We start from the raw sequence: 18,029 nt of genomic DNA on the forward strand, positions 1-18,029 counted from the left end.
TGGCACGGGCCCAGGCACCCTGATGACGGGCGGAGCGTCCCGATGCCATCACGTGATCAGGCTGTAACCGCTCGTTCGACCAACGCCAGCGCCCGATGCGGGAGTTCTGAGCGGTCCTCGGCCGCGCCGCTCAGCCAGTGCACACGGGGGTCCCGGCGGAACCAGGAGTCCTGACGGCGCGCGAATCGCTTGGTGGCGCGCACGGTCTCGGCGCGCGCCTCCTCCTCGGTGCACTCACCCGCCAGAGCGGCCAGCACCTGCTGATACCCGAGTGCGCGCGCCGCGGTACGCCCCTCCCGCAGCCCCTGCGCCTCCAGCGTCCGCACCTCGTCCACGAGCCCCGCCTCCCACATGCGGTCGACCCGAACGGTGATGCGCTCGTCGAGTTCGGGGCGGGCCACGTCGACGCCGATCTGGAAGGTGTCGTACACCGGGTCGGGTCCGGGAAGATTGGCCGTAAATGGCTTACCGGTGATTTCGATCACTTCGAGTGCGCGGACGATACGGCGGCCGTTGCTCGGCAGGATGGCGCGGCCGGCGTCGGGGTCGGCAACGGCGAGCCGGGCGTGCAGCACGCCGGGGCCGCGCAGCGTCAGCTCGTCCTCCAGGCGGGCCCGTACGGCGGGGTCGGTGCCGGGGAATTCGAGGGCGTCGATGGCCCCTCGTACGTACAGCCCCGAGCCGCCGACAAGGACGGGCGTACGGCCTTCGGCGAGCAGCCGGTCGATCTCCGCGCGGGCGAGCCTCTGGTACTCCGCGACGCTCGCCGCCTCGGTGACGTCCCAGATGTCGAGGAGGTGGTGCGGGATGCCGCCGCGCTCTTCGGGCGTCAGCTTGGCGGTGCCGATATCCATCCCCCGGTAGAGCTGCATGGAGTCGGCGTTGACGACCTCTCCGCCGAAATGCTGGGCAAGGGCGACGCCCAGATCGGACTTTCCGGCTGCCGTGGGGCCGACAACGGCGATGACCCGCGGTGCGGGAGCTGCAGTTCTCACTGCCCCAGTCTCGCAAACCCCGGGGCCCCTCCCCGAACGAGCGACGTGACGGCACGCGTCCGGGTTCGTTGCCTGTTGCGAGGTTCCGACCGCCGGTTTACGGACCGGTGCCCCCGGGCGACGCAATGAGCCGCTCCGGACAGGCGCGGACTTCGCCCACACGAGTAAGGTAATGGAGTAGATATGGGCGTTTTTTCAAGGTTTCGCCGCAAGTCCAAGGACGCCGCTGAGGCGTCAACCGAGGAGGCACAGGCCGCCACGCTGACGGCCGAATCCGCCGAGGAAGCGGAAGTGGAAGGACCGGAAGCCGCAGAAGCAGCCGAAAAGGCCGCCGAGGATTCCGATGACGCTTCCGCTGCCGCCGACGGTGTGGAGATTCCGAAGCAGCAGTCTGCGGAGGAAGCGGCAGACAGCGAGGCCGGAGAGAGCGCCCGTAAGTAGTCCTCCGAAGAGCGAAGGTGTTCCATGGGCTTCCTGGATTCGTTGAAGGCCAAGCTTGCCCCTGCGAAGGACAAGGTCTCGAACCTCGCCCAGCAACACGAGGGCAAGATTGAACACGGCCTGGACAAGGCCGCCAAGGCGGTCGACAGCAAGACCAAGGGCAAGTACAGCAGTCGGATCGAGTCCGGTACGGACAAGGCCAAGCACGCCCTGGACCGCATCGCGCACAAGGGCGACGGCAGCGGCACCCCACCGCCGCCGCCTCCTGCCCCGTAAATGCAGCAACGGCAACGGCGGACGGCTGTGGAGCAACGTCGCTCCACAGCCGTCCGCCGTTGCTCGTGTGCCGCGCTGCTGCCCTATGGCCAGACGCCGGTCCCTACGACCAGACGGCGACGAAATACCCGACCCCGTACGGGGCGTCCTCGTATAGCAGCTGTCCGGCCAGCCCGGCGCCTTCCGCGGCGCCCGCCAGGACCTGCCAGGGTCCAAGGCCCGCGACCTTGAGCTCGTACGACAGCTGCTCGTCCAACGCCATAAGGGCAGCCGTGTCGGCAGCGCCCAGCGCGCGGGCCACTTCCGCGTCGAAGCCGGCGGCCCTCTCGTCCAGATAACCGGGCGCCTTGACCGTCCGGCAGGCGGTGCCGTCGCCCATCACAAGGAGGGCGACCCGGTCGGCACGACCTGCAAGTTCCCGGCCGGCCTCCGCACGCCGGTCGCGCGCCAGGGGCTCTCCGACGCCCAGCCCCTCGACAGGAACGTCGAACCGTTCCGTACGGGCGAGCAGCCAGGCGCCCACTGCGAGCGACTGCGGAAGCTCGCGCTCCGTGGCACTCCCCGGGGCACTCTCCCCGGCGCTCTGACGCGTGCGCTCCGGAGCCGCCGTACCGAGGCGTACAGCGAGGTCCACACCAAGGCCCTTGAAGCTGCCTGCAGCGCCCTGCGGGTACGCCCCCGTGCCGTCCTGTCCAGCGGGCCCGACCACGACGAGCAGGTCCGGACGGGACGCTGCCAGCACCCCCAGGGCGTCGGCGCAGGCGGTCCGTGCGGCGTCGAGTTCCGGTGCGGCGCCGGCGGCCACCTGGGGAACGAGGAGCGGCGGACAGGGGCATACGGCGGCGGCGACAAGCATGCCCGGCAGCCTAACGCCCGCCGGTCCGTACGCCCGTCAGTCCGTGGCGCCGGAGTCCCACTCCAGCTCACAGGCCATGAAGCGGTACGGGAACGACTGGCCCGAGGCCCCGTCGCCGATCAGCACCCAGCCGTCCACCGTGCGGTATATCGGGGTCCGCTTCGGCTGCAGTCCCCCCCCCGTGGTGTGGTTGTCGCGACGGTCAGTCGCAGCCGCAGCCACCCGTGGCCGCGGGCTGCGGCGCCGGTGCGCCGATCGACGGCAGGCCCAGCATGACGCCGACCGGCTTGGTGGCGGCGGCCGCGTTGCGCTTCTCCCAGGCGTCGCCGGCGCGGGTGCGGCGTATGGCCTTCGACGGGCCTTCGGCCAGCAGGTGGTGCGGCGCGGCGTAGGTGATCTCGACCGTCACCACATCGCCGGGGCGCACGTCCTCGTCCGGCTTCGTGAAGTGAACGAGACGGTTGTCGGGGGCGCGGCCCGAGAGGCGGTGCGTGGCACCGTCCTTGCGGCCCTCGCCCTCGGCGACCATGACGTCCAGGGTCCGGCCGACCTGCTTCTTGTTCTCCTCCCAGGAGATCTCCTCCTGGAGGGTGACCAGACGCATGTAGCGCTCCTGGACGACTTCCTTGGGGATCTGGTCCTCCATGGTGGCCGCCGGAGTCCCGGGGCGCTTGGAGTATTGGAAGGTGAAGGCCTGCGCGAAGCGCGCCTCGCGGACCACGTGCATCGTCTGCTGGAAGTCCTCCTCGGTCTCGCCGGGGAAGCCCACGATGATGTCGGTGGAGATGGCGGCGTGCGGCATCGCGGCACGCACCTTGTCGATGATGCCGAGGAAGCGGTCCTGCCGGTACGAGCGGCGCATCGCCTTGAGCACCGTGTCCGAGCCGGACTGGAGCGGCATGTGCAGCTGCGGCATGACATTCGGCGTCTCGGCCATCGCCGCGATCACGTCGTCCGTGAAGTCGCGGGGGTGCGGCGAGGTGAAGCGGACGCGCTCCAGGCCTTCGATCTTCCCGCAGGCGCGCAGCAGCTTGCTGAAGGCCTCGCGGTCGCCGATGTCGGACCCGTACGCGTTGACGTTCTGGCCGAGCAGGGTGATCTCGGAGACGCCCTCGGCGACCAGTGCCTCGATTTCGGCGAGGATGTCGCCGGTCCTGCGGTCCTTCTCCTTGCCGCGCAGGGCGGGGACGATGCAGAAAGTGCAGGTGTTGTTGCAGCCGACAGAGATGGACACCCAGGCGGCGTACGCGCTCTCGCGCCGCGTCGGCAGCGTGGAGGGGAAGGCCTCCAGCGACTCGGCGATCTCGACCTGCGCCTCTTCCTGGATACGGGCGCGCTCCAGCAGCACCGGCAGCTTGCCGATGTTGTGCGTACCGAAAACCACGTCGACCCAGGGGGCCTTCTTGACGATGGTGTCGCGGTCCTTCTGGGCGAGGCAGCCGCCGACGGCGATCTGCATGCCGGGCCGCTTCGTCTTCATCGGGGCGAGCCGGCCGAGGTTGCCGTACAGCTTGTTGTCGGCGTTCTCCCGCACCGCGCAGGTGTTGAAGACGACGACATCGGCGTCACCGTCGGCGCCCTCGGGCGCCCGTACATATCCCGCGCCCTCCAGGAGGCCTGACAGCCGCTCGGAGTCGTGGACGTTCATCTGGCACCCGTAAGTGCGCACCTCGTATGTCTTCTCGCTCATCTCGCTCACCAGGGTACGGGGCCCGGCACCCCCTGGTCTCCGAGGGGAGTGAACTGGCAGGATCGCGCGCATGCCTCAAGCCCTCCCCCGTATCAGCCGCCGACGCGCCCTCCAGGGCTCGGTCGCCGCAATCGTGCTGTCCGGGCTGCTGATGTGGTGGCTCGTGCCGATGGGAGAGTCATCGCCGCGCGGAAAGATCATCTTCAGCACGGGCGTGACGACCGGGGTCTACCAGCGCTACGGCGAGCTGCTCGACAAGGCCGTGGCAGGCGATCTGCCCGGCGTGAGCATGCGGCTGCGCTCCAGCCAGGGCTCGCGCGAGAACCTCGCTCGCGTGGCGAACGGTGAGGCCGATTTCACCATCGCCACCACGGACGCCGTCGCGCAGTACAAGCAGGACGGCCTGCAGAGCGCGGACCGGTTGCGCGGCTGTGCTCGGCTGTACGACGACTATGTGCAGCTCGTCGTGCCCAAGAGCTCCAAGGTGCGGTCCGCCGCCGGTCTGCGCGCCAAGCGGGTGGCCGTGGGCCAGGCCGGTTCCGGCGTACGGCTGGTGTCGAACCGGCTGCTCACGGCTGCCGGACTGGATCCCGAGAAGGACATCACCCCCGTGTCGGTCGGTATCGACACCATGCCGGGGCTGCTGGAGAGGAAGGAGATCGACGCCTTCTTCTGGTCGGGTGGCCTGCCCACCACCGCTGTCAGGGAGCTGTCCGAGCGCTTCGCGATCCGGCTCGTACCGCTGGGCGGCCTGATAGACGAGCTGCATGCGGCGGGCGGTACGGCACGCCACTACCGGTCGGCTGTGATGCCCGCCGACGCCTATGTCAAGGCGCAGGACGGGGAGGCTGTGCCGACGGTGGCGGTCGCCAATCTGCTGGTGACCACGGACCGTACGGACGAGGAGCTCACCGAGGAGATCACCCGCACCGTCATAAAGAACCGGGACCGCATCGGCAATGAGGTGCACGCGGCGCAGCTGGTGGACCTTCGGACCGCCATCTATACGGACCCCCTGTCGCTGCACGAAGGGGCGCAGCGCTACTACCAGTCGGTCAAGCCGTAAGGGCAGTCGGTCGAGGCGTGGGGGACGTGCGCGGGACCGTCACAGTGACGCGCAGGCCGTGGGGCTCGTTCGGGGCGTACGACATGGTGCCGCCGACCGCGAGGAGCAGGGCCCGCGAGATGGAGAGGCCGAGGCCCGACCCCTTGACGTTCTGGTGACGGGTACTGCGCCAGAAGCGGTCGCCGACGCGCTCCAGTTCGTCCTCGGTCAGGCCGGGACCGCCGTCGGCGACGGTGATGGTGCAGGTCTCGCCGTTCGACGCGACCGCGACGGTGACCTCCTCGCCCTGCGGCGTGAACTTCAGGGCGTTGTCGATCACCGCGTCCAGGGCGCTGGAGAGCGCGACGAGGTCGCCCCACGCGGTGACGGCCGCCGGGCCCTCGCGCGTGAGGCGTACGCCCTTGTCGTCCGCGAGGGGGCGCCAGGCGGCGACCCGTTCACAGGCCAGCTCGCCGATGTCGATGAGCTGGAGGTGGGCGGGGGCATGCTCGGCCAGCGCCAGGTCCAGAAGGCTGTCGAGGACCTGGGCGAGGCGCATGCCCTCCGTACGGACGGAGGCGATCTCCTCGTTCCCCTCGGGGAGTTCGAGGGAGAGGAGCTCGATACGCAGGAGCAGGGCGGCCAGTGGGTTGCGCAGTTGGTGGGAGGCGTCGGCGACGAAGGCACGCTGCTGCTCCAGCACATCCTCGACGTTGTCCGCCATCTCGTTGAACGACCGGGCCAGGCGTCGGAGTTCCGGTGGACCGCTGCCGGCTGCCACCCGTGAGTTCATCAGTCCGGTCGCGATGTCGTGGGTGGCCGCGTCCAGGACGCGTACGGGCCTGAGCACCCAGCCGGTCAGCCGGAACGCGGCGCCGACCGCGACCAGCATCGCCGCGAACTCGCCCGCGGCGATCACCAGCCAGCCACGCATGATCCGCTCGCGCATCTGCCCGGTCGGCGAATCGGTGACCACGACCGCGACCACATCGCCGTCCCGTACGACCGGTGAGGCGACTATCAGGCGTCCGTCCTGCCAGGGCCAGACCTGTGCGGGATCGTGGCTGCGGCGCTTGTAGAGAGCCTCCTGGAAGGCGTCGCCCCCCTCGCCGCCCGTCGGGACGGTCCAGCTCACGGGGGCACTGGCCATGGCATGGCGGTCGCGGTAGAAGACGCCCGCGTTGATCCCGTACACCTCGCTGTAGCTGGCGAGTTCGGTCTCCAGCGTCCTGCGGCGCTCGTCCTGGCTGCTCTTCTTGCGTTCGGTGACGAACTGGGCGAGCGCTGCGAAGCGCGCGGTGTCGTCGATCCGGTCGACGACCACCCGCTGCTGCTGGGCCGCGGCCACGCTCACCGCGAGCGGGAAGCCCAGCGCGAGGAGTATCCCCGCGAGGAGGACGATGAGCAGGGGGAGAAGGCGGGTGCGCACGTGCCGTTACGGGCCTTGCACCGCGGCCGGGGCGACGAGCCGGTAGCCGACGCCGCGCACCGTCTCGATGAGCGCGGGCATCCGCAGCTTGGAGCGCAGGGAGGCCACGTGGACCTCCAGCGTGCGTCCCGTGCCTTCCCAACTCGTGCGCCACACCTCGCTGATGATCTGTTCCCGGCGGAAGACGACGCCGGGACGCTGGGCGAGGAGAGCAAGCAGGTCGAATTCCTTGCGGGTCAGCTGGACCTCGCTGCCGGCGACGCTGACGCGGCGCGTGGGCAGTTCGATGTGTACGGACCCGAGCCGCAGGGCAGGGTCGGCGGCGGGCGCCGGTGCGTCGCCCGTCGTCTTGCGGCGGCTGACCGCGTGGATACGGGCGAGCAGTTCACCGGTGTCGTACGGCTTGACGACGTAGTCGTCGGCGCCGAGGTTGAGGCCGTGAATGCGGGAGCGCACGTCCGCCCGCGCGGTGACCATGATCACGGGGGTGTCGGTGCGCTTACGGATCTTGCCGCACACCTCGTAGCCGTCCTGGTCGGGCAGCCCGAGATCGAGCAGTACGACACCGAACGGTTCCTTCTCGGCAGGCAGCAGTGCCTGGAGCGCCTCCTCGCCGCTGCGGGCGTGGACGACCTGGAAGCCGTGTCTGGCGAGGATGGCGGAGAGGGCCGCGGCGACGTGGTTGTCGTCCTCGACGAGCAGCAGTCTCATGGGCCCCCCTCCGGTGGAATTGATGAACTGTTCGTGAATGCTCTCAGTGCATCCACGCCGATCCGTCACGGTCCAGTCAAGGCCCTTCCCGTTACGGGCATGTTCCGTTATGGAGCCGTATCCCCGCCGGGAGTCCTGTTCACGCGGAGTGTCCGGTTGCAGCCGGATCGTTATGCTCAATTTCCGCTCAGATGTAATGACGCTGGTCGTAACGGCTGACTAGGGTCCTCCCCAACCGAGGAGGACGGAGCAAGAAGCCGATGAGCGGAGTTTCAGTGACCAAGGCCGCCGAGGACGCTGCCCCCGCAGCCGACGACCTGGTCGTGCTGAGCAACGTCAACAAGCACTTCGGCGCGCTGCATGTGCTCCAGGACATCGATCTGACCATCGCCAGTGGCGAGGTCGTGGTCGTCATCGGACCCTCCGGGTCCGGAAAGTCCACGCTGTGCCGCACCATCAACCGCCTGGAGACGATCGACTCCGGCGCGATCTCGATCGACGGGAAGCCGCTGCCCCAGGAGGGCAAGGAGCTCGCCCGGCTGCGTGCCGACGTCGGCATGGTCTTCCAGTCGTTCAATCTCTTCGCACACAAGACGGTGCTGGAGAACGTCACGCTGGGCCAGATAAAGGTCCGCAAGACGGACAAGAAGGCGGCCGAGGAGAAGGCGCGCGCCCTGCTCGACCGGGTGGGTGTCGGCTCGCAGGCGGACAAGTACCCGGCACAGCTCTCGGGTGGCCAGCAGCAACGTGTGGCGATCGCACGGGCGTTGGCCATGGATCCCAAGGTCATGCTCTTCGACGAGCCCACTTCGGCGCTCGACCCGGAGATGATCAACGAGGTGCTGGAAGCCATGCAGCAGCTGGCGCGCGACGGAATGACGATGGTGGTCGTCACCCACGAGATGGGCTTCGCACGCTCGGCCGCCAACCGTGTCGTCTTCATGGCGGACGGCAAGATCGTCGAAGAAGCCACACCGGACCAGTTCTTCAGCAACCCGCGCAGCGACCGGGCCAAGGACTTCCTGTCGAAGATCCTTCACCACTGACGACCAACGACCTACGACAAAAGGGATGTTCACGATGAAGCTCCGCAAGACGGCCGCTGTTGCCATTGCTGTGCTCGCGCTGACCGCGACCGCCTGTGGCGGCGAGTCCGGTACGGCCGGTGACAAGCCGAAGGACCCGACCGGCGGCAAGGACGCCCCCAAGCTGCCGACGTACACGGTCGCCAAGGACGTCAAGCTCGACTCGCCGACCCTGAAGAAGGCCCAGAAGGCCGGCAAGATCACCTTCGGCGCGAAGAACGACCAGCCGTACCTCGGCTTCGAGGACACCAACGGCAAGCGCTCCGGCTTCGACATCGAGATCGCCAAGATGGTCGCCGCCGACCTCGGCTTCTCGGCCGACCAGATCAGCTTCAAGACGGTCGACTCCGGTGTCCGTGAGACGACCATCTCGAAGGGTGACGTCGACCTCTACGTCGGTACGTACACGATCAACGACGAGCGCAAGAAGCAGGTCGGCTTCGCCGGTCCGTACTTCATGGCGGGCGCCGACCTCCTGGTCCGCAAGGACGAGAAGACGATCACCGGACCCGACTCCCTCAAGGGCAAGAAGGTCTGCTCGATCGTCGGCTCCACTCCGCTCCAGGAGATCAAGAAGCCGAAGTACGGCGCGAAGGCCACCGAGCTGTCGAAGTACTCCGAGTGCGTGCAGCAGCTCATCAACAACGAGGTCGACGCCGTCACGACCGACGACGCGATCCTCAAGGGCTACGCCGCCCAGCGTCCGACGAAGCTCAAGGTGGTCGGCAAGCCGTTCACCAAGGAGCCGTACGGCATCGGCATGAGCAAGGACGACAAGGTGCTGCGCGAGGCGGTCTCCAAGGCCCTCGAGGCGCACATCAAGAACGGCGACTACAAGAAGGCGTACGACGCGACGCTCGGCCTGTCCGGCTCCGCGTTCACCGAGCCGCCGGCGCTCGAGCGCTACTGATACCGCCGACTTCGGTGGTGACCTACCGGGCCCCGTACGCGCTTGAGGGGAGCGTACGGGGCGCGGTGTCCCCTGCCCGTCCGCTGCCGCCCACGAGGACTTCCCCGTGAATGTATTGCTCGACCACTTGCCGGAGTTCCGTGACGGTTTCATAGGAACCGTGCTGCTGACCGCCGCCAGTGCGCTGCTCGCGATGGTGCTCGGCGTCGTGATGGCCGGCTTCCGCGTCTCTCCCGTACCGCCCCTGCGATTCTTCGGCACCGCCTGGGTCACGCTCTTCCGCAACACCCCGCTGACGCTGCTGTTCCTCGTCGCCTGGTTCGTGGTGCCCGCCGTCTTCGGCTCCGGCATGAACCCGTGGACGAAGGCTCTGCTGGCGCTCGGCTTCTACACCTCCGCGTTCGTCTGCGAGGCCGTCAGGTCCGGTGTCAGTACGGTGCCGCTCGGCCAGGCCGAGGCCGCCCGCTCGCTGGGCATGACCTTCTTCCAGACGCTGCGCATGATCGTCCTGCCGCAGGCAACCCGCACCGTGATCCCGCCGCTGAGCAGCATCTTCATCGCCCTCACCAAGAACTCGGCGATCGCGGGCGCCTTCAGCGTCACCGAGCTCTTCGGTGTCCAGAAGCTGCTGAGCGACAAGGGCTTCGCCATCGCCCCCATCTTCCTCTGGGTAGCCCTCGGCTACCTGGTCGTCACCTTCACCATCAGCGGTCTCTTCCGGCTGCTCGAGCGGCGCCTGGAGGTCGCACGATGAGTTCGAGCGTCCTGTACGACGCCCCGGGTCCCAACGCCCGGGTACGCAACCGCATCTACACCGTGGTCGGCTCCCTGCTGGTTCTGGGGCTGATCGGGTTCGCGGTCTTCCGTCTCGCGGACCGGGGTTACTTCGCCTCCGAGATGTGGGCCATCTTCAACAACGCCGGCGTGCGGGCGAACATCCGCGACGGCATCCTCTCGACTCTGCAGGTCTTCGTGGTGGCGGCGGTCCTGTCGCTGGTGCTCGGTGTCCTGCTGGCCGTGGCGCGGCTGTCAGACCACCGGGCAGTGAGCGCGGTGGCCACCGGGTTCATCGAGCTGTTCCGGGCCGTCCCGCTGCTGATCACGATCTACGCGCTGTGGGTCCTGTTCCTCACGTACAAGGACAGCCTCGGCTTCATCGGTGAGAGCTCGGCGTACTGGGCGCTGGTCATCGGTCTGACGGTCTACAACGCGTGTGTCCAGGCCGAGGTGCTCAGGGCCGGTGTCAACGCCGTGCCCAAGGGGCAGGTCGAGGCGGCGTACGCGCTGGGTCTGCGCAAGTCGCAGGTCATGACGATGCTGCTGATCCCGCAGGCCGTACGGTCGATGCTGCCGACGATCATCAGCCAGCTGGTCGTGACCCTCAAGGACACCTCGCTCGGCTACATCATCACGTACGCGGAGCTGCTGTACGCGGCGCGGACGATGGCCAACAACATCATCGTCAACGACGACAATCCTTACGTCCCTGTCGTCATCGTCGTCGGCGCAATCTATGTCGCGATGTGCATGGCGCTGTCCTCGCTCGCTACCTGGATCGAGAAGCGTGGCCGCCGTGCCAAGACCGGCATCATGCCGGCCGCGGCCGCCGAACCGCTGGAGGCTCCCGGAGTGCTTGACGCCGGTGGCGGTCCGCTCGGACCACATGTGGAGGGCGGGTCCGAAGGGACCGACGGGCCTGTCGGCAAGAAGAACTGACGAAATGTGAGGCAGCGGCCACCGCGCCGCTGCCTCTGTCACTTGACGCACGCACCCGCAGTGGGTTGCATACGTTCTGTGATCGTGCACCGGGTTCCACCTGCCACTTCCCAGATGTCCGTACGGACAGGAGGGGACGCGCCGTGGACCCGGTGATTGTCGTTGGTGCCGGTCCCGTCGGACTGGCACTTTCCCTTGCCCTCGCCGCCCAGGGTGTCCCCTCTGTGGTGCTCGACGAGGGGCCGGGCAAGAACGAGCCTCGTACGGCCCGTACGGCCGTCCTGCGGCCGGACACCGCGGACCTGGTCGAGCGGCTCGGCTGCACCACTGTCCGTGACGGTGGGGCGCGCTGGGCCGGATGGCGGTCCATGCGGCGCAATCAGGACGTCAGGCGGGTGGAATTTGGCGAGGGCGGCGAGCCCTCACCCCTGCATCTCCCACAGCACGACCTGACGCGCGGGCTGCGCGCCGCTGCCGCGATGCAGGAGCTCGTGCAGATCGTGCCGCAAGGCCGCCTCGACACCATCGAGCAGGACGACAGCGGCATCACCGCGCACACCCGCGAACCCGGGGCCACCTGGTGGCGCGGCAGTTTCCTGGTCGGGTGCGACGGGGCGAGGTCGACGGTGCGCAAGCTCCTCGACATCCGTTTCCCCGGGCGTACGGCGGTGGAACGGCATGCCGTAGCCGCGCTGCGTACGGAACTGCCCTGGCCCGACGAAGCGTTGCTGCACCGGCTGCCGCCGTGGCGCACGGGCGGCCAGGAAGTCACCGCCCGTCCCCTGCCGGACGGTGTGTGGCGGCTGGACTGGCTGCTGCCCGCCCGTGGCGAACTCGTCACGCCCGAAGCCCTGGTGACGCGGGTACGGGACACGCTGGGCGGCTGGTGCGGCGAGACACCCCCGTACGACCTGATCGACACCGGCGTGTACACGCTCCACCACCGGCTGGCCCGCCGCTGGCGTGTGGGCCGGGCGTTCCTCGCCGGGGAGGCAGCCCATCTGCTCGGCGCGCTCGGTACGCAGGGGCTCGACGAGGGGCTGCGGGACATCGACAACCTGGCCTGGAAGCTGGCGCAGGCCTGGCACCTGGGGGCGTCGGAAACGCTGCTCGACAGTTACCAGGCGGAGCGGCGCACATCGGTAGCCTCGCGCCTGCGCGCCGCCGACCAGGCGCTGCCGATCCTGCGGCGGAGCGGTGGCCTGCGTACGTACCTGCCGGGTACGGCGCGAGGGCACGACTCCCTGCTCACGGACGGGCACCTGGGGCGCGGCGCTCTGGGTGCGCCCCCCGAGTACACGCGCTCCCCTCTGGCACCCCCGCACGCCGAGGCGCAGACGCTGGTCGGCACGCCCCTGGGGGCTCCCGTAGCGGACGTACGGGCGACGGCTCCCGACGGCACTACGGTGCGACTGCGGGACCGGCTGGGGCGCGGGCGGCTGCTGGTGACGCTGGTCGCGCCGGGCACGGGCGTATGGGACCGGCGGCACTGGATGACGGCGGGGGTCATGCCCCGGCTGGCCGCGGCGGTGACGGCGCTGCCTGTACGGGCGGAGCTGCTGGTGACCGAGAGCTACCCGGGGGCGTCGGCGCACACGGTGCTGCTCGTACGGCCCGACGGGCATCTGGTCGCGGCGTTCCACGGGGTGCGGCCCGCCGAGCTGTACGCGGCGGCGGACGCGACGCGCGGGGGCTCACCGGCGCCGTCGGCACAGGCTCCGCCGCGCTCGGGGCTTCCCGAGCAGTCGGCGCCCTCCGACCAAATGGACCGGACCGACCGGACCGACCGGACTGCGGACATCAATTGACCGTCACAGGCGTGCATGGTGTACTCCGGAGCGTGACCGACACCAATGTGCGCCTGTGGCGGAGGGTCCATATGGACCTCGTCCGCTATGCGGGCTGCGTGTGTCGTCCGTCCTGCTGATTCGCCTTCTCTCCCCGCGCTGTGCCGTGCCGTTTTCCGGCCGCGCGTTCCTGCGAACTGCCTCAGGACGGTCCCCTGTGTCTTCTCCCGTACGTACATCTGCCGTGCCCGAACCCGCGGCCCGAAGTGCGGCACCCTCCGCCGCAGAACTGCTCGAATTCGTGCGCCGTACCGCCGCGGACGCCGCACTCGTGGCCTCCCTTCCACTCGATCCCCAGGGGCGCACATGGTCGCGTCTCGAAGGCCCGGGTGGGAGCGAGGCCTGGCTGATCGGCTGGCCACCCGGCACAGGCACCGGCTGGCACGACCACGGCGGCTCGCAGGGTGCGTTCGCCACCGCGGCCGGCTCACTGCGCGAGGAGTCCCTCGCGGCGCGCATCCCGACGGAGGGCTGGAAAACGCTTGAACTGGCCGACGGGGTGGACCGGGAACGGCTGCTGACCGCCGGCCGGGGACGGGCCTTCGGCGCCCACCATGTGCACCAGGTGCTGAACAAGTCGACGGACGAGCACGCCGTCTCGGTGCACGCGTACTACCCGCCGCTGCCGATGATGCGGCGCTACAGCCGTACGGGCGCCGTACTCCGCTTGGAGCACGTCGAGCGTCCGGAGGAGTGGCAGTGAGCGGCGAATCTGTGGGCATTGACGAGCTCCTGGAACGGGTCCGCGAAGGCCTCGACCGCATCGGGCCGCAGGAGGCCTACGACGCGGCCGAGGCCGGAGCCCTGCTGGTGGACATCCGGTACGCCGCGCTGCGCGAGCGGGACGGGCTGATTCCGGGCGCGCTGGTCGTCGAGCGCAATGAGCTGGAGTGGCGCCTCGATCCGCAGGGCAGCCACCGGGCTCCGGAAGCCACCAGCCATGATCTGCAGGTCGTGGTGATCTGCAACGAGGGCTACGCATCGAGCCTCGCGGCCGCGTCACTGCGGCAGTTGGGCCTGCACCGGGCGACGGACCTCGACGGCGGTTTCCAGGCCTGGCGCGCGGCGGGACTGCCGGTGGCTCCATAGGAGATGCGGTAAGGGGTGCCCTCCCTGAAAGGGCACCCCTTACCGCCCTGCGTGGTCACTGCTTGGAAGTGGCCACGTCCACCGGGCGGGTCCTGAGCGCTGCCCGGCCGGGCAGCGCAGTCGCCACCAGGGCGAGCAGTCCGGCCCCGCCGACGACGGTGGCGTACACCAGAGGCCGCACAGCCGGTGCCGCGCTGCCCGTCATGCCGACACTGAACGCGGTGAGTACGGCGAGCGCGATACCGGTGCCGAGGACGGCCCCGATGAGCAGGACCGACAAGGCCTCGATGCGCAGCATGCGCAGGACCTGACGGCGGGTGGCACCGGCCAGCCTGAGCATCGCGATTTCCCTGATGCGCTCGGAGACCGACATGGCGAGGGTGTTGACGACGGCAATGGCGGTGAAGGCCAGGACGAGCCCCATGGCGAGGTAATTGACCTCGGCGTTGGTGCGTTGCTGCTCTTGCTGGAGCTCGTCGACACTCTCCGGGCTCAGGACAGAGACGCCCGGGAACTTCTGTACGGCTTTGGCGAGCTCCTTCTGTGCAGCCCCGAGGTCGGCGGTCTTGTCGGCGGCGACGAGTACGGCAGCCGCGAGGGGGCTGTCGACATGCCGGGCGACCAAGCCGTGGGGCAGGGTCAGGTCTCCGAATCCGAGACCTCGCGCGTACACGGCGGCGACGGTGAGGGTGGCAGGGGTGCCGTCGCCGAGCGTGAGTTCGAGCGTGCTGCCGGGCTTCAGTTTGAGCTGGTCGGCGGCGAGTTCGCTGACGGCGGCACTGCCGTTGCCGAAGTGGGCGAGCGAGCCGCTGGTGACGTCCGGGTCCCAGGTGCGGGTGAGGCCGGCGGGCGTGACGCCCTGGGCGGAGTACTTGTCCAGGCCGACTCGGACCGTGGTTCTGACGATCTCTGTGGCTGTCGTGACGCCGTCGGTCCGGCGGACCAGCTCGGTGGCGGCCGCCGGAACGCCCGGGCCCTGGGAGGTCATCACCCAGGTGGCTCGGGTGCCCTCACGGCTCTGTGCGCGGGCAGCGTCGCCGAGCGTCGGCTGGACAAAGAGGACTGTGCAGGTCATGCCGATGAGGAGGGCGAGCGGGGTGACGGCCGCGGCCATCCGAGTGGCATTGCCGCGCACATTGGCAGTGGCGAGCCGGCCTCCCGAGCCGACCAGGCTGAGCGGTCCGGCGAGCAGTGCGCCTGCTGCCCGTACGAGCACGGGACCCAGCAGCGAGATCGCGACGGCCAGCACCACAACGGTCAGGAACGTCACGGGAGTCGACGCGGGTTCGGTGCGCAGCATGCTCAGGACCGCGACCAGGATGATGCCGCCGGCGAGCAGCGCGAGCCCGGCGAGAATGCGGGCCCAGGGGGTCCTGGTGCCGTCGACCACGGCTTCGGCCATGGCTTCCGCCGGTCGGATGCGGCTGATCCGGCGGCCGGAGATCCGGGCGGCGGCCCAGGCACCGAGCAGCGTCGCGCCGACGGCGGCGAACGTCGGGAAGATGCTGACCGCGCGTTCCAGGGTCGCCGGGACCGCGCCCATCTCGACAAACCGGCCGTGCAGCCAGGCGCCGAGCGGCAGGCCTGCGAGCGATCCGACGATGCCGGCGGTCGCACCGACGAGGAGGGCCTCGCGGCCAAGCAGGCGGCGGATCTGGCGGGGTGTGGCCGCGATGGCACGGAGCAGGGCGAGTTCGCGGTGACGCTGCTGGATGGAGAGCGCGAAGGTGCCGACGACGACCAGGATGGCGACGAGGAGCGACGTACCGCCGATCGCGCCGCCCATGCTGACGAGCTTGATACGGGCTTCGGCGGCGTCGAGGAATTCCACGGGGCCGCGGTCGTCGCCGACGGAGACCTGGGCCTTCGTACCGGCGAGTGCTGTGGCGATTGCCTTCTTCAACTGGGTTGTGTCGGTGTCCTTTTCCGGTACAACACCGATGGTGGTGACCTGGCCCGGGCGGTCGGCCAGCCGCTCGGCTTCCTTGGTGGAGAAGAAGAGGGAAGTCTGGCGGAGCAGGTCGCCGCGGTCGGCGACGGAGTCCGGTGAGTGTTTGGGGGCCGCGATGCCGGTGATCCGGTACGTACGGGGGGACTTGGTGGACTGGACGGTGAGCCGGTCGCCGGGCGCGAGGTGGGCGCGGGCGGCGAGTTCACGGTCGACAACGAGGTCGGCGGGGGCCTTGGGGGCATGGCCGCGGGTGAGGGTGAACGGGGTCAGGGCGGCGGAGGCCCAGGCGTGGCCGTAGTACGCCCTGTCGTCGGCGGCAGGAAGGAAACGGCCATCGGGGGCTACGGGGTAGGCGGGGAAGGTGAGTTCAGGCACGGCGGCACGTACGCCCGGGACGCTTCTGACGCGCTGGACGGTCTTCTCTGGCAGCCACGCCCGCTCGGCCATGGGCTTCGCTTTGCGCTTGGTCTTGGTCTTTCCGTTGCCTTTGTGCTTGACGGTGGTCTTGTGAACGTTCTGGTCCGCGGAGACGACGAGGGGGGTGGCGGCGTAGCGCTCGGTGGCGATCTTGCCTCGAAGGCCGCTTTCCAGGAGGGTGCCGCAGGCTGTGATGAGGGCCGCTGCGCACATCAGGGCAACTAACGCTCCGAGGAATCCGCCCTTGCGGGCCCGGATGGTCTGCAGGGCATAGCTCAGCATCATGACGCGTCCTCGGGTGCAGGGAAGGCGAGCAGGCGGGTGAGTACGGTGCGCGCCTCGGGCGGAGTCTCGGCGTCGGGGCGCTTGTAGCGGTTGAGGAGAGCGATGTACTCCTCGAAGAACTCCCGGAACTCGGGGAGCGTGAGCCGGATGGAGCCCCTCGAATAGGGGAAGCCGTCGGCCCACTCTCCGAGATCCGCGTCCGCGCTCTCCCGCTGGACCTGCTCGAAGAGTGCGAGGTCGGCGGCGTACGCATGGTGGTTGAACTCGTCCATGACGAGGCGCATTTCGGCGGTCTGGCGAGTGCGGCGGGGGAAGCGGCGGTCACCGGGGACGGCTCGCCACCACCGTTCGCGGCGGGCGCTTTCGCCCTCGGTCTCCTCGACGAACCCGTATCGGGCGAGCTCGCGGAGGTGGTAGCTGGTAGCGCCGGTGTTCAGTCCGAGGGCGCGGGCGAGGACCGCCGAGGTGGCAGGGCCGTAGAGGGAGAGGTGCTGGAATATCTGCTGGCGTCGCGGCTGTGCCAGCGCCTTGAGGGCGGCGATGTCCGCGATCTCGGTGCCGCCGGGTTCCTGTGCCATGCGCACACAATCTCCTGTGCACAAGGTGCTGTGCACTGGAGCGGACCTGCGTCTTCGACCGGGGGTTAGCCCCACCCTGGGCCGACCCCCGGCCAGTCGCCGCACGCGCTAGAGCGGGTCGTAGCCCAAGTCGTCCGTTTCCTCGCCCTCTTCCTCCAGGGCCCGTCTGACCACCCGCAGAGCCAGACCCTCGGGATAGCCCTTGCGGGCCAGCATGCTGGCCAGGCGGCGCACTCTGCGGTCGCGCTCCAGGCCGCGGGTGGAGCGCAGTTTGCGGGCTACGAGCTCCCGGGCTCTCTCTTCCTCCTGGTCGGAGTCGAGCTGCCCGACCGCATCGTCGATCAGGGCCGAGTCCACGCCCTTGGTTCGCAATTCCCGCGCAAGCGCCCGCCGGGCCAGACCGCGGCCGTGGTGGCGGGACTCCACCCAGGCATCCGCGAAAGCCGCGTCGTTGATGAGCCCGACCTCTTCGAAGCGGGACAGCACTTCGTCCGACACGTCGTCCGGGATGCCCCGCTTCTGGAGGGCGTCCGCGAGCTGTTTGCGGGTGCGCGCGGTCCCGGTGAGCAGGCGCAGGCAGATCGCCCGCGCCTGCTCAGCCGGATCCTGAGGCGGCAACCCCTTCCCGGCCCTCGACGGGGCGGGGCTGCCGCTGTCCTCTGCGTCCGCGCTTTCGCTTCCCGGCCAGTCCGTTCTCCGGGTCACGAT

General features: G+C 69.3%; 19 protein-coding genes. 11 read left to right on the top strand and 8 right to left on the bottom strand.

Annotated elements, in window-relative coordinates; genetic code table 11:
- Positions 1-56 precede the first annotated feature (56 nt).
- On the bottom strand, positions 57-995 hold the full coding sequence (miaA, locus tag J7I98_RS36175) for a tRNA (adenosine(37)-N6)-dimethylallyltransferase MiaA (protein WP_214929305.1): 939 nt from the start codon (positions 993-995) through the stop codon (positions 57-59).
- A 183-nt stretch (positions 996-1,178) separates the two neighbouring features.
- On the opposite strand from miaA, the gene J7I98_RS36180 reads away from it, so the two are divergent.
- Both J7I98_RS36180 and J7I98_RS36185 read left to right on the top strand, forming a co-directional pair.
- The gene (locus J7I98_RS36180; protein ID WP_214929306.1) at positions 1,179-1,436 is read left to right on the top strand and encodes a hypothetical protein; all 258 of its coding nucleotides are present in this window, start codon (positions 1,179-1,181) and stop codon (positions 1,434-1,436) included.
- Positions 1,437-1,460: 24 nt separating this feature from the next.
- Complete coding sequence (locus J7I98_RS36185; protein ID WP_214929307.1) at positions 1,461-1,712, top strand: antitoxin; 252 nt, start codon at positions 1,461-1,463, stop codon at positions 1,710-1,712.
- 103 nt (positions 1,713-1,815) lie between these two features.
- On the opposite strand, the gene J7I98_RS36190 is transcribed toward J7I98_RS36185, so the two are convergent.
- The gene (locus tag J7I98_RS36190; protein ID WP_214929308.1) at positions 1,816-2,568 is read right to left on the bottom strand and encodes a class III extradiol dioxygenase subunit B-like domain-containing protein; all 753 of its coding nucleotides are present in this window, start codon (positions 2,566-2,568) and stop codon (positions 1,816-1,818) included.
- A 202-nt stretch (positions 2,569-2,770) separates the two neighbouring features.
- Complete coding sequence (gene miaB, locus J7I98_RS36195) at positions 2,771-4,258, bottom strand: tRNA (N6-isopentenyl adenosine(37)-C2)-methylthiotransferase MiaB (RefSeq protein WP_214929309.1); 1,488 nt, start codon at positions 4,256-4,258, stop codon at positions 2,771-2,773.
- A 70-nt stretch (positions 4,259-4,328) separates the two neighbouring features.
- Between miaB and J7I98_RS36200 the strand changes: the two genes are divergently transcribed.
- Entirely contained in the window at positions 4,329-5,324 is a 996-nt protein-coding gene (locus tag J7I98_RS36200) for a TAXI family TRAP transporter solute-binding subunit (RefSeq protein WP_214929310.1), read from the top strand.
- On the opposite strand, the gene J7I98_RS36205 is transcribed toward J7I98_RS36200, so the two are convergent.
- Together J7I98_RS36205 and J7I98_RS36210 are read right to left on the bottom strand one after the other, a co-directional pair.
- Positions 5,314-6,732 (bottom strand): HAMP domain-containing sensor histidine kinase, encoded by a 1,419-nt coding sequence (locus tag J7I98_RS36205; RefSeq protein WP_214929311.1) that lies wholly within the window; start codon positions 6,730-6,732, stop codon positions 5,314-5,316. The genes J7I98_RS36200 and J7I98_RS36205 overlap by 11 nt on opposite strands.
- A gap of 6 nt (positions 6,733-6,738) precedes the next feature.
- Positions 6,739-7,443, bottom strand: a complete 705-nt coding sequence (locus J7I98_RS36210) for a response regulator transcription factor (protein ID WP_214929312.1) — start codon at positions 7,441-7,443, stop codon at positions 6,739-6,741.
- Between the two features lie 260 nt (positions 7,444-7,703).
- Between J7I98_RS36210 and J7I98_RS36215 the strand changes: the two genes are divergently transcribed.
- From J7I98_RS36215 to J7I98_RS36245, 8 genes are all read left to right on the top strand, one after another.
- Positions 7,704-8,489 (top strand): amino acid ABC transporter ATP-binding protein, encoded by a 786-nt coding sequence (locus J7I98_RS36215; protein WP_214929313.1) that lies wholly within the window; start codon positions 7,704-7,706, stop codon positions 8,487-8,489.
- A gap of 34 nt (positions 8,490-8,523) precedes the next feature.
- Complete coding sequence (locus J7I98_RS36220) at positions 8,524-9,438, top strand: glutamate ABC transporter substrate-binding protein (protein ID WP_214929344.1); 915 nt, start codon at positions 8,524-8,526, stop codon at positions 9,436-9,438.
- Positions 9,439-9,544: 106 nt separating this feature from the next.
- Complete coding sequence (locus J7I98_RS36225; protein WP_214929314.1) at positions 9,545-10,192, top strand: amino acid ABC transporter permease; 648 nt, start codon at positions 9,545-9,547, stop codon at positions 10,190-10,192.
- A complete protein-coding gene (locus J7I98_RS36230; RefSeq protein ID WP_214929315.1) occupies positions 10,189-11,154 on the top strand; it encodes an amino acid ABC transporter permease in 966 nt (321 codons plus the stop codon). Before J7I98_RS36225 ends, J7I98_RS36230 begins: the two co-directional genes overlap by 4 nt.
- 143 nt (positions 11,155-11,297) lie before the next feature.
- The gene (locus J7I98_RS36235; RefSeq protein WP_214929316.1) at positions 11,298-12,962 is read left to right on the top strand and encodes an FAD-dependent monooxygenase; all 1,665 of its coding nucleotides are present in this window, start codon (positions 11,298-11,300) and stop codon (positions 12,960-12,962) included.
- A 47-nt stretch (positions 12,963-13,009) separates the two neighbouring features.
- The gene (locus J7I98_RS43145; RefSeq protein WP_309544753.1) at positions 13,010-13,081 is read left to right on the top strand and encodes a putative leader peptide; all 72 of its coding nucleotides are present in this window, start codon (positions 13,010-13,012) and stop codon (positions 13,079-13,081) included.
- Positions 13,082-13,185: 104 nt separating this feature from the next.
- Entirely contained in the window at positions 13,186-13,704 is a 519-nt protein-coding gene (locus J7I98_RS36240) for a cysteine dioxygenase (protein WP_308378053.1), read from the top strand.
- Positions 13,701-14,090 (top strand): rhodanese-like domain-containing protein, encoded by a 390-nt coding sequence (locus J7I98_RS36245; protein ID WP_308378054.1) that lies wholly within the window; start codon positions 13,701-13,703, stop codon positions 14,088-14,090. Before J7I98_RS36240 ends, J7I98_RS36245 begins: the two co-directional genes overlap by 4 nt.
- A gap of 55 nt (positions 14,091-14,145) precedes the next feature.
- Here J7I98_RS36245 and J7I98_RS36250 read toward each other — a convergent pair whose 3' ends face one another.
- The 3 genes from J7I98_RS36250 to recX all read right to left on the bottom strand — a co-directional run bounded on the left by J7I98_RS36250 (position 14,146) and on the right by recX (position 18,026).
- Positions 14,146-16,743, bottom strand: a complete 2,598-nt coding sequence (locus J7I98_RS36250; protein WP_214929319.1) for an FtsX-like permease family protein — start codon at positions 16,741-16,743, stop codon at positions 14,146-14,148.
- Complete coding sequence (locus J7I98_RS36255) at positions 16,740-17,321, bottom strand: helix-turn-helix transcriptional regulator (protein ID WP_214929320.1); 582 nt, start codon at positions 17,319-17,321, stop codon at positions 16,740-16,742. The genes J7I98_RS36250 and J7I98_RS36255 overlap by 4 nt, the downstream gene beginning before the upstream one ends.
- 108 nt (positions 17,322-17,429) lie before the next feature.
- Positions 17,430-18,026 (bottom strand): recombination regulator RecX, encoded by a 597-nt coding sequence (gene recX / locus J7I98_RS36260; protein WP_308378055.1) that lies wholly within the window; start codon positions 18,024-18,026, stop codon positions 17,430-17,432.
- Positions 18,027-18,029: the final 3 nt, after the last annotated feature.

Origin of the sequence: Streptomyces sp. ISL-98 (assembly GCF_018614055.1) — a bacterium.
Lineage (GTDB): Bacteria > Actinomycetota > Actinomycetes > Streptomycetales > Streptomycetaceae > Streptomyces > Streptomyces spiramyceticus.

Coding starts and splice junctions, on each gene's coding strand:
- J7I98_RS36180 (WP_214929306.1), top strand. CDS start 1,179: ATGGGCGTTTTTTCAAGGTTTCGCCGCAAGTCCAAGGACGCCGCTGAG.
- J7I98_RS36185 (WP_214929307.1), top strand. CDS start 1,461: ATGGGCTTCCTGGATTCGTTGAAGGCCAAGCTTGCCCCTGCGAAGGAC.
- J7I98_RS36190 (WP_214929308.1), bottom strand. CDS start 2,568: ATGCTTGTCGCCGCCGCCGTATGCCCCTGTCCGCCGCTCCTCGTTCCC.
- miaB (WP_214929309.1), bottom strand. CDS start 4,258: ATGAGCGAGAAGACATACGAGGTGCGCACTTACGGGTGCCAGATGAAC.
- J7I98_RS36200 (WP_214929310.1), top strand. CDS start 4,329: ATGCCTCAAGCCCTCCCCCGTATCAGCCGCCGACGCGCCCTCCAGGGC.
- J7I98_RS36210 (WP_214929312.1), bottom strand. CDS start 7,443: ATGAGACTGCTGCTCGTCGAGGACGACAACCACGTCGCCGCGGCCCTC.
- J7I98_RS36215 (WP_214929313.1), top strand. CDS start 7,704: ATGAGCGGAGTTTCAGTGACCAAGGCCGCCGAGGACGCTGCCCCCGCA.
- J7I98_RS36220 (WP_214929344.1), top strand. CDS start 8,524: ATGAAGCTCCGCAAGACGGCCGCTGTTGCCATTGCTGTGCTCGCGCTG.
- J7I98_RS36230 (WP_214929315.1), top strand. CDS start 10,189: ATGAGTTCGAGCGTCCTGTACGACGCCCCGGGTCCCAACGCCCGGGTA.
- J7I98_RS36250 (WP_214929319.1), bottom strand. CDS start 16,743: ATGATGCTGAGCTATGCCCTGCAGACCATCCGGGCCCGCAAGGGCGGA.
- J7I98_RS36255 (WP_214929320.1), bottom strand. CDS start 17,321: ATGGCACAGGAACCCGGCGGCACCGAGATCGCGGACATCGCCGCCCTC.